Below are 15,727 nucleotides of genomic sequence, written 5' to 3' on the forward strand. Positions count from 1 at the left end.
ATGACACTCGAGACACCGACCGCCGTCCCGGAGCTCGCCGCCCGCGCCCTGTCCCTCGCCTACGAGGGCCGGACCGTCGTCGACTCCCTGGACCTCGACATCCCGGCGGGCGAGGTGACTGCGATCGTCGGGCCGAACGCCTGCGGCAAGTCGACCCTCCTCCGCGGGCTGTCGCGTCTGCTGACCCCGGCGAGCGGGACGGTCCTGCTCGATGGAGCGGACATCCACGCCCTCCCGACGAAGCGGGTCGCGCAGCGGCTGGGGCTCCTCCCGCAGACGCCGACCGCGCCGGACGGGATCACGGTCGCCGACCTGGTCTCGCGCGGACGGTACCCGCACCAGGGCTGGTTCCGGCGCTGGACCGCGGAGGACGACGAGGCGGTCGCCGAGGCGATGACCGCCACCGGCGTCGCCGACCTGGCCGACCGTGCGGTCGACGAACTCTCCGGCGGTCAGCGGCAGAGGGTCTGGATCGCCATGGCGCTGGCGCAGCGGACCGACATCCTGCTCCTGGACGAGCCGACCACGTTCCTCGACATCAGCCACCAGCTGGAGGTGCTCGACCTCCTGCTCGACCTGAATGCGGCGCGCGGGACCACGGTCGTCATGGTGCTGCACGACCTGAACCTCGCCGCACGCTACGCCGGGCACTTGGTCGCGATGCGGCAGGGGGCCGTCGTCGCCGCGGGCGACCCGGCCGAGGTGGTCACGGCCGACCTCGTGCGCGACGTGTTCGGTGTGCAGTCCGTCGTCACCGCCGACCCCGTGACCGGCACCCCGCTCGTGGTTCCCCTCGGGCGCCACCACACCCGCTGACGCGCGGCGACTGCAGCGCTGCGACTGCGGCGCCGCGACTGCGGCGCCGCGACTGCGGCGCCGCGTCACGAGTGCGGCGCGGCGCGCAGCCGCACTCGTGACGGGACGCCGCAGTCAGTCGGAGGCGGTCGCCGCGGGGGACGACTCGTGGTCGCGGATCTCCCCCTGCAGGTCGCGGAGGGTGGAGCGCAGCGCGCGCTCCGCATCCAGGCCCTGCGCTTTGGCGGAGGCGACGATGGCGAGCAGCAGCGGGCCGAGTTCGTCCTCGCTTTCGACCCGGACCCCGCCCTCCTCGTGGAGGTCGAGCAGCCCGACCTTCTCGGCGCGGCCGAGCAGCTTGTCGGCGAGCGCGAGGGAGGGCATGCCCTGCGGAATGCCGTCGAGCACGCTCGTGCGGTGCGGCTTCTCCTGCTGCTTCAGCTCGTCCCAGAAGCCGACGACGTCATCCGCCGTCTCCGCCGTCCGCGCGTCCGCCGCGGCGCGGTCGCCGAACACGTGGGGATGGCGGCCGACCATCTTCGCGGTCATGTGCTCGGCGACATCCTGGATGTCGAAGTCCTCCCCCGGAGTGTGCGCGGCGATGTCCGCGTGGAACAGCACCTGGTAGAGCACGTCCCCGAGCTCCTCGAGCAGCTCGTCACGGTCGCCCGACTCGATCGCGTCGATGAGCTCGTAGGTCTCCTCGATCAGGTACCGCACGAGGGACTCGTGGGTCTGGTCGGCATCCCACGGGCAGCCGCCCGGTGCGCGGAGTCGCGCCATCACGGCGACCAGCTCGTCGAGCTTCGTGGCGGCCTCCGGAACCACCGCACGCTCCGTCTCGCCCATGCGGACCTCCTCGCTCTACGATGCACCCATCCTGCCACCCGCTAGACTCGGCTGCGGTGTGCCGGGAAGTCTGGTCGGCGTCGATGTCCGCGACCCCAGAACGGTGAACCCATGAGCATCATCCGATCCGAACGCACCGCCGCTGGCCTCCTGCTCGGGGCGGCCGCCCTCGGGCTGCTGCTGGCCAACACGCCGATCGGCGGCGCGCTGCTCGACGTGCAGCACGCCTACGTCGGCAGCGGACCCCTCTCGCTCAGCGTCGGGCACTGGGTCAGCGACGGGCTGCTAGCGATCTTCTTCTTCATCGTCGCCGTCGAGCTCAAGCACGAGCTCGTAGTCGGTGAGCTGAACAGCGTGCAGAAGGCCATCCACCCGGCGATCGCCGCGATCGCGGGCGTCCTCGTTCCGGCGGGGCTGTACCTGGTGGTCACCGCCGGGAGCGATCTGCACCAGGGCTGGCCCATCCCGACGGCGACCGATATCGCGTTCGCGCTGGGCGTGCTCGCCGTGTTCGGACGGGGCCTCCCGAACCGGCTGCGGGTCTTCCTGCTCGCGCTGGCGGTGCTCGACGACCTGATCGCGATCCTCATCATCGCGGTCTTCTTCACCCAGGACCCGAACATCCTGGAGCTGGTGCTCGCCGCCGTCTGCGTCGCGGTCTTCGGCGTCCTGAGCAGGATGCTGCGCGGGCGTCTGCGCTGGCCGCTGGGCGTCCTCATGGTTCTGCTCGCGGCGCTGACGTGGTGGCTGGTCTACGACTCCGGGGTGCACGCCACCATCGCCGGCGTCGCCCTCGGGCTGGTCATGGCGCGGCAGCCGGCCGGGCGGGTCACCCACGTGCTGGAACCCTGGTCGAACGGGCTGATCCTCCCGCTGTTCGCCTTCTCGGCGGCCCTGGTACCCATCCCGAACGTCGCACCGTCGCAGCTCTCCCCCGCCTTCTGGGGGATCCTCGTCGCGCTGCCGGTCGGCAAGCTCGTCGGAATCACGCTGGGAGGCTGGCTCGGGTCGTTCACCAAACGCGGCGCCGAAAAGGGTCGGATCTCGCTCTTCGGTCTGATCACGATCGCGGCGCTCGGCGGGATCGGGTTCACGGTGTCCCTGCTGATGAACGAGCTTGCCTTCGTCGGCTCCGAGGAGGTGCGGGCGGAGGGGACGCTCGCGGTGCTGCTCGGCTCGGCCGTCGCGATCGTGGTGTCCGGCTTCCTGGTGAGCGCCCTGGCGCGGCGGAACCGCCGGCTGCACCCGCACCCGCAGCCGCACCACTGAGCGAGGGACGGCGCCCAGCGTCGGAGATCGCGCGGGAAGCAGCCCGGAGGCGTCAGCCGGCGCGTTCGGCGGCGGGCTCCTTCTCGGGGAACAGCGCCCCGAGCAGGTCGCCGGCCCACTCGATCAGGGCGGCGTCGTCGAGCGCCTCGCCGTTGACCCGCGGCAGCGGAACCGTCGCGACTTTGGGCGCCGCGTGGTATTTCGACCCCGGATACATGCGCTGCAGCCGCACCTGGAGGGAGTCCGGCAGCACGGCGGGCGCGAGGCGCAGGTTGGAGCCCATGGCCACGACCTCGCCCAGGCCGGCCTTCTGCGCCGCGCGGCGCAGCCGGGAGACCGCGATCAGGTTGGTGACCGGCTCCGGCGGCGCACCGTAGCGGTCGGTGAGCTCCTCGAGCACGAGGTCGATCTGGCCGTCCTTGGAGTTCGGCGAGCTCGCGGTCGAGAGCTTCTGGTATGCCTCCAGCCGCAGCCGCTCGCTGTCCACGTACTCCTCGGGGATGTGCGCGTCGACCGGCAGTTCGAGCCGCAGCTCGGTCTGGCCCTCGGCGACCTCGCCGCGGAACGTGGAGACGGCCTCCCCGATCATCCGCAGGTAGAGGTCGAAGCCGACCCCCGCGATGTGACCGGACTGCTCGCCGCCGAGCAGGTTGCCCGCACCGCGGATCTCCAGGTCTTTCAGGGCGACCTGCATACCGCTGCCGAGGTCGTTGTTCGCGGCGATCGTGGACAGCCGGTCGTGGGCCGTCTCGCTCAGCGGCTTGTTCTCATCCCAGAGGAAGTACGCGTACGCGCGCTCACGTCCGCGCCCGACCCGGCCGCGCAACTGGTGCAGCTGGCTCAGGCCGTACTTGTCGGCGCGGTCGATGATGATCGTGTTCGCATTCGCGATGTCGAGCCCGGTCTCGATGATCGTCGTCGAAACGAGGACATCGAACCGGCGCTCCCAGAAGTCGACGACGACCTGCTCCAGCGCGTGCTCGTTCATCTTGCCGTGCGCGACGCCGATCCGCGCCTCCGGCACCAGTTCGGCGAGCTTCGCCGCCATGCTGGTGATGGAGCCGACCCGGTTGTGGACGAAGAAGACCTGCCCCTCGCGGAGCAGCTCGCGCCGGATCGCCGCGGCGACCTGCTTCTCGGAGTACGGCCCGACGAACGTCAGAATGGGGTGCCTGTCCTCCGGCGGGGTGGCGAGCGTCGACATCTCGCGGATGCCCGTGACCGCCATCTCCAGCGTGCGCGGGATGGGCGTGGCGCTCATCGCGAGGATGTCGACGTTGGTCTTGAGCTTCTTCAGCGCGTCCTTGTGCTCGACGCCGAAGCGCTGCTCCTCGTCGATGATGACGAGACCCAGGTCTTTGAAGGTCACGCCGTCGGCGAGGATGCGGTGCGTCCCGATCACGACGTCGACCGTGCCGTCGGCCATCCCCCGCAGGGTCTCGCGCGCCTCCTTGTCGCTCTGGAACCGGCTGAGCTGACGGAGGTGGATCGGGAAGCCGGCGAAGCGCTCCTGGAAGGTCTCGGCGTGCTGCTTCACGAGCAGCGTCGTCGGGACGAGCATGGCGACCTGCTTGCCGTCCTGGACGGCCTTGAACGCGGCGCGCACAGCGATCTCGGTCTTGCCGAAGCCGACGTCGCCCGAGATCAGGCGATCCATCGGGATCGGCCGCTCCATGTCGGCCTTCACCTCTTCGATCGTCTGCAGCTGGTCGTGCGTCTCGACGAACGGGAACGCCTCCTCCAGCTCGCGTTGCCAGGGGGTGTCCGGGCCGAAAGCGTGACCCTTGCTGGCCATCCGCGCGGAATAGAGCTTGACCAGCTCCACGGCGATGTCGCGGACGGCCCGGCGGGCACGCCCCTTGGCCGCGGCCCAGTCGCTTCCGCCCATCTTGGACAGCTGCGGCGCCTCCCCGCCGACATAGCGGGTCAGGAGGTCGAGCTGGTCGGTGGGGACATACAGCTTGTCGCCCGGGTAGCCGCGCTTCGACGGAGCGTACTCGAGCACCAGGTACTCGCGCTTCGACTTGACCGCATTGCGGCCGCCGCTCGACACCTCGCGCTGGGTGAGCTCCACGAACCGGCCGATGCCGTGCGTCTCGTGCACGACGTAGTCGCCGGGCTTCAGCTGCATCGGGTCGACGACGTTCTTACGGCGGGCAGCCAGCTTCTTGACCTGCCGGGAGTCGTACCCGACGGCGCGCCCGTAGAACTCGGCCTCGCTGATCAGCGCGAGCTTGGACTCCGGGATCTCGAAGCCGTGCTCGGCCGTCGCCTTGATCAGGTACGCGATGCCCGGCTCCGGGTCGAGCGGGAACTCGTCGACGGGCCGGCCCGGCAGCTCCGCCTCGCCGAGGACGTCGGCCGCACGCTCCACCAGCCCGGCGCCTGCGGCGACGATGGCGACCCGCCAGCCGTCGCGCAGTCGGGCGGCGACGTGGTCGATCGCACCGGAGACGTTGCCCTGGAAGCTCGGGACCGCCTCCCCGCGCACGCGCACCTGGAGGTGCTCCTCCAGCTCGCGCTCCTCGGGAAGGACCTCGTCGGCCTGGAAGCCGCTCATGGTCCACCAGGGGTGGTCGGGGTTCTGCACGCCCGGCCTGCTGAACTTCACCGAGTCCTTCAGCTGCTGCAGGGTCATGAAGTCGCCGGCGGCGAGGTCGATCGGCGCCGCAGCGCCCACGGTCGCGGCGCTCCACGCCGCGGTGAGGAACTCGCGGTTCGTCTCGGCGAGGCTCACCGCGCGGGAGGCCACCCGCTCCGGGGAGAGCACGGCGACGGCGGTGCCGTCCGGCAGGTAGTGGGTCAGCGGCACCAGCCGGTCGACCAGCGCAGGAGCCAGTGACTCCATCCCCTCGACCGGGATGCCCTCGCCGATCTTGGCGAGCATCGCGGACAGGCTGGGGAACTCGTGCTCCATCTCGCGGGCCCGCTGGCGCACCGACTCGCTGAGCAGCAGCTCGCGGCTCGGCGGCAGCGCGACCGACAGGATGGGCTCGGGCAGCGACCGCTGGTCGGCCACCGAGAAGGCGCGGATCTGATCCACCTCGTCGCCGAAGAAGTCGACGCGGTAAGGATGCTCGGCCGTCGGCGGGAAGACGTCGAGGATGCCGCCGCGGACGGCGAACTCGCCGCGTCGCGTGACCATGTCGACGCGCGCATATGCCAGGTCGACCAGCTGCGCGGAGAGTCCGCCGAGGTCGAAGCCCCGGCCGCCGGCCGCCAGCTCGACCGTCGCGTAGTCGGTCAGATTGTCGGCAAGCGGCTGCAACGCGGCGCGGACGGAGGCGACCAGGATGAACGGCGTGCGCCGGTCCCCTTCGGCCCAGTCGGTGAGCCGGCGCAGCGCGGTGAGCCGTTTGCCCACGATCTCGGCGCTCGGGCTCAACCGCTCGTGCGGCAGCGTCTCCCACGCGGGGAACTCCACGATCTCGGCGTCGGGCAGCAGGCAGGGCAGCGCTCCGCGAATCGATTCGGACTCGCGCCCGGTCGCCGTGATGAGCAGGACCGCCTGCGAAGCGCCCTGTTCGGCGCGACGGCGGAGCAGCCCGGCGAGGAGCGGCGCGCGCAGACCGTCGGTCAGCGAGAAGTCGGCGTCGCGCGCCGCGTGGGCGAGAGCGTCGCTGAAGGAGGACTCGCGTGCGAGCGCGGCGACCAGACCCTGGAGTATCACTCGGTCGATTCTACGTGGGGCCGCCGACAGTTCCAGGGGCCCGCGGTGATCGGGAGGGTCAGATCCAGCCGTCGAGGGCCTTCATGAACCCGTCGTGGTCGTCGCGGTTGATGACGTGGCCCGAGCCCGGCACGATCCGCACCTCGTAGCCCTCGCCGCGGAGGCGGTCCGCCAGCTCCGGTTTCACCAGCTGCGAGTTGTCGGCCAGCATGACGAGAGAGGGCACGGTCATGAGCTCCGGGGCGCGCATCGCGGAGGGCGTGACGACGACCGGCAGGACCGCCCGGTCGAAGGCCCTGAAGGTCTCCACCTCGATCGCCACGTCGGCGGGATCCCAGCGCGGGTTGCGCTTGGCGATGCGGGCGGCGGACTGCCGGGCGAGGGTCCGCAGGAACGCCGGGGCGAGCATCCGCTGGAAGCCGTTGGTGGCGGGGCAGGAGAACGCCGGGTCGACGTAGATGACGCGCTGCGGATCCAGCCGCTCGATGGCGAGGCTCACGGTCAGGCCGCCGAGCGAGTGGCCCATCATGACCTCCGGTCGCTCGGGCACGGTGTCGACGATGTCCTGCGCCATCAGCTCGGCCGAGTACTCCCCCGCCCGCGGGCTGCGGCCGTGACCGCGCAGGTCGACGGCGATGACGTGGTACCCGCGGTCGGCGAGCACCGGGCCCACCCGGCGCCAGTTGCGCGAGTCCGACATGACGCCGTGGACGAGGACGGCGTAGCGGTCGCCACTGCCCCACTCGCGCGAGTACAACTTCATGCGCCTCACCGTACGCGCGCTCCCTGTCCCGCGCCCGTGCACTCCCTGCGCTCCTCCTGACCGCGCCCCGTGCATCCGCCTCGTGCCCTCCCCGGCATCTCGCGGCGTGCAGATTGGTGACGAATGTGCGGAATCGACGCCGGGGAGCGCGCATTCGTGACGAATCGGGCCCGGCGGGTAGCGCACCAGCGTCCCCCGATTCGTCACGAATCGGGGGAATCGAGGCGCGAAAGGGCACATTCGTCACGAATCGCGAAGCTGGCGCGGCGCGAGGCCGCGTTCGTCACGAATGTGGCGAGACGAGGAGATGGGGGCGGAGAGGGCGCGAGGGCGCGGAGGGTCAGCGGGCGTGGAAGCGGTTCTGGGCAGGGGTGAGGCCCTCGCGCGCGACCTGCTCGACGGCGTCTGCGGCGTCGGCGACGAGGATCGGGAGGTTCTTGCGCTCGGCAGCCGAGAACGCCTTGAGGACGTGATCGGCGGCGGCGGCGGATCCGGGCGGCCGTCCGACGCCGACCCGTACGCGCGTGAAGTCGCCGGTTCCTATGGCCGCGATCACATCCCGGACGCCGTTGTGGCCGCCGTGGCCGCCGCCGTGTTTGAGGCGGAGGGTGTCGAACGGGATGTCGAGCTCGTCGTGCACCACGATCAGGTGCGACGGGTCGAGCGAGTAGAAGCGCAGCAGCTGCGAGACCGGGCCGCCGGACACGTTCATGTACGTGTTCGGCTTGGCCAGGACGAAGCGAGGGCCGCCGGGGGCCAGCCGGCCCTCGGCGACCGTCGCGTTCGTCTTGTGGGTCTTGAAGGTGAGACCGCCGCGCGAAGCGAGCTCGTCGAGCACCATCTGACCCACGTTGTGACGCGTGGCGGCGTAGCCGGGCCCGGGGTTACCGAGCCCGACCACGAGCCACGGCCCGTCGGACGGCCCGGGGGGCGACGCCTGACGGGTGGATTCCATGGGTGGGGACTACTCCGCGCCCTCGCCGGCGGCGGCAGCCTCGGCGGCGGCGTTCTCCTCGTCCTCGGCGCGCGCGGAGGCCGGCACGGCGATGTTGACGATGAGGAGGTCCTCGTCTTCGGCGAGCGTGGAGCCGGCCGGGAGCTGGAAGTCCTTGGCGAGGTACTGGGTGCCCTCCGCAGCGTCGGTGACGTCGAGGACGACGCGCTCCGGGATGTGGGTGGCCTCCGCCTCGAGGCGGATCGTGCTGACCTCGAGCATGGCGATGGTGCCCGAGTAGGGCTCTCCCTCGATGTGCACGGGGACCTCGACGACGACCTTCTCACCGCTGCGGATGAGGATGAGGTCGAGGTGCTCGATCAGCTGCGACACCGGGTCCTTCTGCACGTCCTTGACGAGCGCGAGCGACGGGGTGCCGGCGATGTCGAGGTCGAGGACCGCATTCGCCTTGCGGAGCAGCAGGGTGACCTGGTGCGCCGGGAGGGTGATGTGCACCGGGTCGGTGCCGTGGCCGTAGATGACCGCGGGGATCTTGCCGACGGCGCGGATCTTGCGTGCCGCGCCCTTGCCGAAGCTTTCGCGCAGCTCGGCTGCGACCTTGTTGGACTCGTCTGCCATGGTGTCTCCTCGCCGGACGGGGGTCCGGCTGTCGGGGCGAGCCGCGAGGCCCGCAGTGTGGTTGTTGTTCGACTCGAACGCATCGAAGTGCGCGAGGAAAGACTGCGTAGCCTGCTCCACCGCGTCGATCACGGATGCCGGAGCATCCCTCGCCGAAGTTCAGTTGACGAGTCTACCGGATCGCGATATGCTAAGCGCGCTTAGTAGTTGTGAAGCGCCGAACGGCACGAAGAATGGAGACCATCATGTGGACCACCGAATACACCGCAGGCACCAACGCCACCGCGTCGGACGTCTGGTCGGCGCTGCGCGACCTGCACAGCGGCACGCCGCTGGGGCCGGCGAGCGACAGCTTCGAACTGCACGGCCCGTTCGCGGTCGGCACCACGCTCACCGTGACCCCGCAGGGTCAGGAGGCGATGACCTCCGAGATCGTCGAGCTGGAGCCTGAGCGCATCTACGCGGACCGCACCGCGTTCGGCGAACTGGCCCTCACCTTCCGGCACACCCTCACCACGCGCGCCGACGGCGGCACCGACGTGACGCACACGCTCGAGATCGACGGAACGGACGCCGACGCCGTAGGCCCCGAGCTCGGCCCGCAGATCGCCGGAGACTTCCCCGTCGCCATGGCGGAGCTGCTCGCCGCGGCCGAGGGACGGGCGGCCACCGGGCGTGACTGACCGCGGTCTCAGCAGCCGGTTTCCGGCCGAAGCCAGCCCCGGCCTCCTGCTCTGGCGGGTCACCAACCGCTGGCAGGCGGCGATGCGGGCGGCGCTCGCCCCGCACGAGCTGACCCACGTGCAGTACGTTCTGCTCGCTTCGCTCACCTGGCTGAACGACCAGGAACCCGACCGCCTCGTTACACAGGTCGACCTCGCCGGCTTCGCGGCGACGGACCCGATGATGACCTCGCAAGTGGTCAGGAGCCTGGAGCGTGGCGGCCTCCTGGAGCGGCTGCCGCATCCGACCGACGGGCGCGCCCGTGTCCTCCGGGCGACGCGTGAGGGAGCGGCCGCAGCCCGGCGCGCGACGGCCGATGTCGAGGCCGCGGACGTCGCGTTCTTCGCTCGGGTGGATGCGCGGGCCTTCGCCGGCGAGCTCTCGGTCCTCGCCGAAACCGACACTGAAACCGACACCGAAATCGACACCGACACCGAAAACGAGAGGGAGGCCGAAGCCGGCGACGACGCCCGTGCCGATTAGGCCGAACGGGCGCGGAGCTGCGCCGCAATCGCGTCGGCGAGCTCCGGCGCGGCGGGTCCGACGTCCACCCGCAGCCCGGCTTCGTCGACCTCCAACGGCTGCAGCGTGGCGAGCTGCGAGTCGAGCAGCGACACCGGCATGAAGTGGCCCGGCCGCTCCGCCATCCGTGCCGCCAGCAGCTCTCGCGAGCCGTCGAGCTCGGCGAACACGGCGCCGGGGGCCTCCGAGCGGATGAGGTCCCGGTAGGCGCGCTTCAGCGCCGAGCAGGCGACCACCACCCCCTTGGGGGCGGTCGTCTCGAGCACGCGCCCGACCTCGCGCAGCCAGGGGATGCGGTCCTCGTCGGTGAGCGGCACTCCGGACGCCATCTTGGCGACGTTGGCCGCGGGATGCAGCGCGTCCCCGTCGACGAACGGCACGCCCAGCCGCTGCGCGAGCAGCTCCCCCACCGTGCTCTTGCCCGAACCGGACACGCCCATCACCACCACCTGCTTTCGCCGCACGCCGCCTCCTCGCCCATCACCCGTCGGTCTCGGACCGTCGGGCGGACGGTCCACCGGCAAGTATGCCGCGCTCCTGAGGCCGCACCCGCCGGGTCACGGTTCGCCGCGTCACGCGCCGGCCTGAACGCGCGTCCGCTCGCCCACCGCGCGCAGGTAGGCGAGGTCGTCGCGGGTGCGCTCGGCGAGCGGCAGTTCGGTGGAGAAGTCCTCGCACGTGACCCAGCCGTCATAGCCGAAGGCGTGCAGGGCACGGAAGTACGCATCCACATCCCCGGTGCCGGTGCGCAGTGGCGCCCACTCGTGGTGCCAGCGCACGGTGCCGTCCGCCTCCGGCTCGCCCGGAACCCACGCCACGTTCTTCACGTGCACGTGCGCGAAGTACGGCCCGAGCAGCTGCAGTGACGCGAGCGTCTCCTCGCGCCCCTCGATGACGAGGTTGCCGAGGTCGTGGATGACCCCGATCCGCTCCGGATCGAGCCCGTCGAGCAGCCGGAACGCCGCCGATGCCGAGGCGGTGATCGTCTCGTGGTGCAGCTCGACCAGCGCCTTCACCCCGTGGTGCGCGGCACGCTGGGCGGCCCACTCGACGTCGCGCCGGGCCGCCGCGAACAGCGAGCGGTAGTCCCCCGAGTCGGTCCGCGGCATGGTGACGCGCACCTGGCCCGCGCCGAGTCGCGCGGTCGCGGCGAGCATCCGCTCCACATCGTCGTGCTGGTCGCAGCGGGCGTACCCGCCGATGCCGGAGTAGGCGAGCCCGGACTCGCGGGTGACGCGCGCGATGTCGTCGAGCCGTTCCTCCAGGCCGGTCAGCGGCCAGGTCGCTCGGTTGCCCACCCAAAATCCCGGCTCCGCGGACTCCTTCTGGTCGGTGATACGCCACTCGATGCCGTCCCAGCCCTGCGCGGCGAGGTTCCGCGCGGCCTCCTCGGGCGTCCATTCCGGCGTGGAGGCGGTGAAGACGGAGAACCTCATGCCGGCACTCCCGTCGTCACCGTGACCCCGTCGAGCTCGCCGTCGACTACCTCGTCGAAGCGGATCGGCCGGCCGAGCGTCGCCGACAGGTAGAGGGCGCGCACGACGCACAGCGACAGGAACGCATCCTCCACCCGGACCCCGGGGGCGCGACCCTGATCGATGGCCTCGACGATGTCGTCGTACTGACGAAGATGCCCGACGACGAAGGCGTCCGGGCCGCGGACGCCGCCCCGCAGCTCGGCCGGGGGGACGGCCCGCGCCGCGCGGTCCTCCGTCTCGCCATCCGCGAAGAACGACTCCAGCTGGTCGTCGTGGATGACGGCGGAGCCCCGGTCGCCGTGCACTTGCAGCCGAACGGCGAGACCGGGGAACGCGGCGGTGGTCGCGTGGACCACGGCGAGCGGGCTGGAGGCGAACCGGATGGTGGCGACGGCGATGTCCTCCACCTCCACCCGCTCGTGGGCGAGCAGCGCCGTGTGGGCGGAGATCTCCACAGGGCGACCGAGCAGCCAGACCAGCAGATCGACGGTGTGGACGCCCTGATTCATCACCGCACCTCCCCCGTCGAGCTCCCAGGTGCCGCGCCACTGCCCGGAGTCGTAGTACTCCTGACTGCGCCACCAGGCGACGGAGGCGAGCCCGCTCGTGATCCGGCCGAACCGTCCGGAGTGCACAGCCTCTGCGACGACCCGGGAGGCCGGATCGAAGCGGTGCTGGCTGATCACCGAGACCACCAGACCGTCGCGCTCGGCGGCGCGGGAGAGCTCGAGGATCTCGCGTGCACGGGTCATGTCGGTGTCGAGAGGCTTCTCGATGACCACGTGCCTGCCCGCGGCTATGGCCTCCCGCGCCACCGCGACGTGCAGACCGCTCGGCGTGCAGATGACCACGATGTCGATCGGGACTGCCGCGAGCGCCTCGGTCAGGCCCGGGAACTCAGCCGGGCGGGCCGCGCCGGATTCGGCCACGATCGTATCCGCGAGCGAGCGGGCGGCCTCGGGCACGGCATCCACCAGGGCGGTGATCGCGAGCCGTGGATGCCGCAGGATCGCGCGGGCGTGGTTGAGCCCGATGATCCCGCAGCCGACGATGGCGACGTGCAGGGGACGCTGGGTGTCTGTCATACGAGGGTCACTCCGATCCGGTCGGTGAGGAGGCGGAAGGCCCGGCCGGCCCTCCCGAAGGCCGCCGGCCCCGAGAAGCCGCCGAGCGCGTTCACGTCGGTGAGGTGGGGCTCGAGGGACGCGAACCCGCGGTAGCCGTCGTGGCGCAGGGCGGTCAACGTTTCGAGCAGCTGGCCGTCGCCCTCCCCCGCCGGCAGCACCTCGCCGGTGGCGCTCAGCGCATCCTTCACCTGCAGGTACTCCAGGTGCGGCCGCAGCAGCGCGTAGCCGTCGTCGAAGGGATGAGCGACGCCGACCTGCACGAAGTTGGCGCTGTCCCAGGCGAGCCGCAGCGCTGGCGAGCCGACCGTCTCGACGATGTCGAGGCAGCGCTGCGGGGTGTCGCCGTAGATGTCCTTCTCGTTCTCGTGGAGCAGGACCACCCCGGCCGCTTCGGCGCGTTCGGCGAGCGCACGCATCCGGACCATCACGTCGTCGCGGATGCTCTCCACGGGCACGCCCTCGCCACGGAAGAACGAGAACAGCCGGATGTACCGCGTCCCCAGGTGCTTCGCCGCGGCGATGGCGCGACCGAGGCGATCCACTTCGTGCGAGACGGGCAGAGCGACATCCACCTTGCCCACCGGGGAGGCGATGGCCGAGACGCCCATCCCACGCTCCTCCAGGACGCCCGCGAGGCGGTCGAGCTGCGCCGGGTCCAGGTCGACGATGTTGACGCCCCATGCACTCCGCACCTCGATGTGCCGTGCGCCGAGGGCCTGGAGCACCGTCGCCTGGATGGCCGGGTCGGGGTCGATCTCATCGCCGAAACCCGACAGGGTCCAGGTCGCACCGCTCACGTCACTCGCCCTTCGATCCACTCCGATGCCGCCAGTTAACTCCACCGGGCGGGCTCACGCGTCCGACATGTCGGAGTTCGTCCTCCCCGGTCGCGATAGTCTGGGAGCGCTGCTCGATTCTTGCCACCCGCGGGAGAGCTGATCCCCTGACTACACCTCGTCGCGGCGGACGGCCCTTCGTCTGCCCCGGCACCACGAAGGAGCATGACGTGCCACAGGAAGCAACGGCCAACATCGGAGTCGTCGGTCTGGCGGTGATGGGCTCGAATCTGGCCCGCAACCTCGCCTCCCGCGAGGGCAACACGGTCGCGGTGTTCAACCGCACCTACGCCCGCACCGAGGAGCTGGTGAACGCGCACCCGGAGGCCGGGTTCGTGTCCTCCGAGCAGATGGACGACTTCGTCGCCTCGCTCTCCAAGCCCCGCACCGCGATCATCATGGTGCAGGCCGGGAAGGGCACGGATGCGGTCATCGATCAGCTGGTGGAGCGGTTCGAGCCGGGCGACATCATCGTCGACGGCGGGAACGCGAACTTCCACGACACCATCGAGCGGGAGAAGCGGATCGCGCCCACGGGCATCCACTTCGTCGGCGCGGGCATCTCCGGCGGCGAGGAGGGCGCGCTGAACGGCCCCTCGATCATGCCGGGCGGTTCGGCCGAGTCGTACGAGACGCTGGGCCCGATCCTGGAGTCCATCGCCGCGGTCGCCGAGGGCGAGCCGTGCGTGACGCACGTCGGCACCGACGGCGCCGGCCACTTCGTGAAGATGATCCACAACGGTATCGAGTACGCCGACATGCAGCTGATCGCCGAGGCGTACGACCTGCTCCGCACGGTCGGAGGCCTGTCGCCTGCCGAGATCGCGGACGTGTTCGCCGAGTGGAACAACGGCTACCTCGAGTCCTACCTGATCGAGATCACCGCCGAGGTGCTCCGCCAGGTGGATGCCGAGACCGGCAAGCCGTTCATCGACATCGTGCTCGACCAGGCCGGGTCGAAGGGGACCGGCGTCTGGACCGTGCAGAACGCGCTCGACCTGGGCGTCCCGGTCGGGGGCATCGCGGAGGCCGTCTTCGCCCGCGCCGTCTCCTCCAAGCCGAACCAGCGCGCCGCCGTGCAGGCGACCGTGCAGTCGCGGCCCGAGGTGCAGAAGGCGTCGGATGTCGCCGCCTTCGCCGATGATGTGTCCAAGGCCCTGTACGCCTCCAAGGTCGTCGCGTACGCGCAGGGCTTCGACGCGATCATCGCCGGCGCCGAGAAGTACGGCTGGGACATCAAGAAGGACCGGATCGCGAAGATCTGGCGCGGTGGCTGCATCATCCGCGCCCAGTTCCTGAACCGCATCGCCGACGCGTACGACGAGAACCCGGACATCGCCACGCTGCTCGAGGCGCCGTACTTCGCCGACGCCGTCCGGGAGGGCGAGGCCGCCTGGCGCCGCATCGTCGCCACCGCGGCGCTGTCGGGTGTGCCGGTCCCTGGTTTCGGCGCCGCGCTGTCGTACTACGACTCGCTCGCCTCGAAGCGCCTCCCGGCCGCCCTGGTGCAGGGCCAGCGCGACTTCTTCGGCGCCCACACGTACAAGCGCGTCGACAAGGAGGGCGTCTTCCACACCCTGTGGTCCGGCGACCGCACCGAGATCCCCACGGAGTCGTCCTCCCACTGACCCTCTCGGGGAGCCGCCCACCGTCGAGTACACAAAAACTGCACGCAGATCCACGGATCTGCGTGCAGTTTTTGTGTACTCGACGGCGGGGGCGAGAGAGGATGGGAACGTGACGTACGAGGACCATCCGGAACTCGCCGAGTACGAGCCGCTCGGGGAGCGACCGCTGCGCGGGCGCACGATGACGGTCGCGAGCCGGGTCTTCGTCGTGGTGGCGCTCAGCGCGCTGCTTCTGCCGGGCATCCTGCTGACCGTCAGCATCCAGACGCAGACGGCCGACTACACCTGCGCCGTGTACGCGCGGCAGTACCAGCCGGACGCCCTCAGCTCCTCCGCCCGGTTCGAGTTCTCGGGCCTGCTCGGCCCCGGATGGCAGTGCTACGCGCTCAACACCGAGGGCGACGCCACCTGGGTGGCACCGCTCGGGCTCATCCCTTCGGCTCCGCACCAGCTCCCGTGATCAGGGCGCACCGGGTTCAGAAGGCGGCGCGGCG

General features: G+C 70.9%; 15 protein-coding genes. 6 read left to right on the forward strand and 9 right to left on the reverse strand.

The genetic code is table 11. The annotated features are described in order from the left end of the window. Window positions 1-816 (forward strand): ABC transporter ATP-binding protein, encoded by an 816-nt coding sequence (locus SB754_RS10505; protein WP_410782265.1) that lies wholly within the window; start codon window positions 1-3, stop codon window positions 814-816. A gap of 114 nt (window positions 817-930) precedes the next feature. On the opposite strand, the gene SB754_RS10510 is transcribed toward SB754_RS10505, so the two are convergent. Then, the gene (locus tag SB754_RS10510) at window positions 931-1,644 is read right to left on the reverse strand and encodes a MazG family protein (RefSeq protein ID WP_410782266.1); all 714 of its coding nucleotides are present in this window, start codon (window positions 1,642-1,644) and stop codon (window positions 931-933) included. A gap of 111 nt (window positions 1,645-1,755) precedes the next feature. Between SB754_RS10510 and nhaA the strand changes: the two genes are divergently transcribed. Further along, window positions 1,756-2,913, forward strand: coding sequence for a Na+/H+ antiporter NhaA (gene nhaA, locus SB754_RS10515; RefSeq protein ID WP_410782267.1), 1,158 nt, complete (start codon window positions 1,756-1,758; stop codon window positions 2,911-2,913). A 52-nt stretch (window positions 2,914-2,965) separates the two neighbouring features. Here nhaA and mfd read toward each other — a convergent pair whose 3' ends face one another. From mfd to SB754_RS10535, 4 genes are all read right to left on the reverse strand, one after another. Next, on the reverse strand, window positions 2,966-6,583 hold the full coding sequence (mfd, locus tag SB754_RS10520; protein ID WP_410782268.1) for a transcription-repair coupling factor: 3,618 nt from the start codon (window positions 6,581-6,583) through the stop codon (window positions 2,966-2,968). Window positions 6,584-6,641: 58 nt separating this feature from the next. Beyond that, window positions 6,642-7,346 (reverse strand): alpha/beta fold hydrolase, encoded by a 705-nt coding sequence (locus SB754_RS10525; protein WP_410782269.1) that lies wholly within the window; start codon window positions 7,344-7,346, stop codon window positions 6,642-6,644. 340 nt (window positions 7,347-7,686) lie between these two features. Further along, window positions 7,687-8,301 carry an aminoacyl-tRNA hydrolase gene (gene pth / locus SB754_RS10530; protein WP_410782270.1) on the reverse strand — a complete coding sequence of 205 codons (615 nt, stop codon included), beginning with the start codon at window positions 8,299-8,301 and terminating at the stop codon, window positions 7,687-7,689. Between the two features lie 9 nt (window positions 8,302-8,310). Then, a complete protein-coding gene (locus SB754_RS10535; protein ID WP_410782271.1) occupies window positions 8,311-8,919 on the reverse strand; it encodes a 50S ribosomal protein L25/general stress protein Ctc in 609 nt (202 codons plus the stop codon). A gap of 245 nt (window positions 8,920-9,164) precedes the next feature. Here SB754_RS10535 and SB754_RS10540 point away from each other — a divergent pair, with 245 nt between their 5' ends. Both SB754_RS10540 and SB754_RS10545 read left to right on the forward strand, forming a co-directional pair. Further along, the gene (locus tag SB754_RS10540; protein ID WP_410782272.1) at window positions 9,165-9,602 is read left to right on the forward strand and encodes an SRPBCC family protein; all 438 of its coding nucleotides are present in this window, start codon (window positions 9,165-9,167) and stop codon (window positions 9,600-9,602) included. After that, complete coding sequence (locus SB754_RS10545; RefSeq protein ID WP_410782273.1) at window positions 9,595-10,125, forward strand: MarR family winged helix-turn-helix transcriptional regulator; 531 nt, start codon at window positions 9,595-9,597, stop codon at window positions 10,123-10,125. Before SB754_RS10540 ends, SB754_RS10545 begins: the two co-directional genes overlap by 8 nt. Here SB754_RS10545 and SB754_RS10550 read toward each other — a convergent pair. The 4 genes from SB754_RS10550 to SB754_RS10565 form a co-directional block, all read right to left on the reverse strand. Then, entirely contained in the window at window positions 10,122-10,628 is a 507-nt protein-coding gene (locus SB754_RS10550) for a gluconokinase (RefSeq protein ID WP_410782274.1), read from the reverse strand. The genes SB754_RS10545 and SB754_RS10550 overlap by 4 nt on opposite strands. 108 nt (window positions 10,629-10,736) lie before the next feature. Further along, on the reverse strand, window positions 10,737-11,600 hold the full coding sequence (locus tag SB754_RS10555; RefSeq protein WP_410782275.1) for a sugar phosphate isomerase/epimerase family protein: 864 nt from the start codon (window positions 11,598-11,600) through the stop codon (window positions 10,737-10,739). Next, window positions 11,597-12,727, reverse strand: a complete 1,131-nt coding sequence (locus SB754_RS10560) for a Gfo/Idh/MocA family protein (protein WP_410782276.1) — start codon at window positions 12,725-12,727, stop codon at window positions 11,597-11,599. Before SB754_RS10560 ends, SB754_RS10555 begins: the two co-directional genes overlap by 4 nt. Next, window positions 12,724-13,566: a sugar phosphate isomerase/epimerase family protein gene (locus SB754_RS10565; protein WP_410782277.1), complete on the reverse strand. Its 843-nt coding sequence runs from the start codon at window positions 13,564-13,566 to the stop codon at window positions 12,724-12,726. The genes SB754_RS10560 and SB754_RS10565 overlap by 4 nt, the downstream gene beginning before the upstream one ends. A 209-nt stretch (window positions 13,567-13,775) precedes the next feature. On the opposite strand from SB754_RS10565, the gene gndA reads away from it, so the two are divergent. Beyond that, window positions 13,776-15,233, forward strand: a complete 1,458-nt coding sequence (gndA, locus tag SB754_RS10570) for an NADP-dependent phosphogluconate dehydrogenase (protein WP_410782278.1) — start codon at window positions 13,776-13,778, stop codon at window positions 15,231-15,233. Window positions 15,234-15,342: 109 nt separating this feature from the next. Then, complete coding sequence (locus SB754_RS10575; RefSeq protein ID WP_410782279.1) at window positions 15,343-15,693, forward strand: hypothetical protein; 351 nt, start codon at window positions 15,343-15,345, stop codon at window positions 15,691-15,693. Window positions 15,694-15,727 lie beyond the last annotated feature (34 nt).

The organism is Leifsonia sp. SIMBA_070 (assembly GCF_046534635.1).
In the GTDB taxonomy this organism is placed as follows: Bacteria; Actinomycetota; Actinomycetes; order Actinomycetales; family Microbacteriaceae; genus Leifsonia.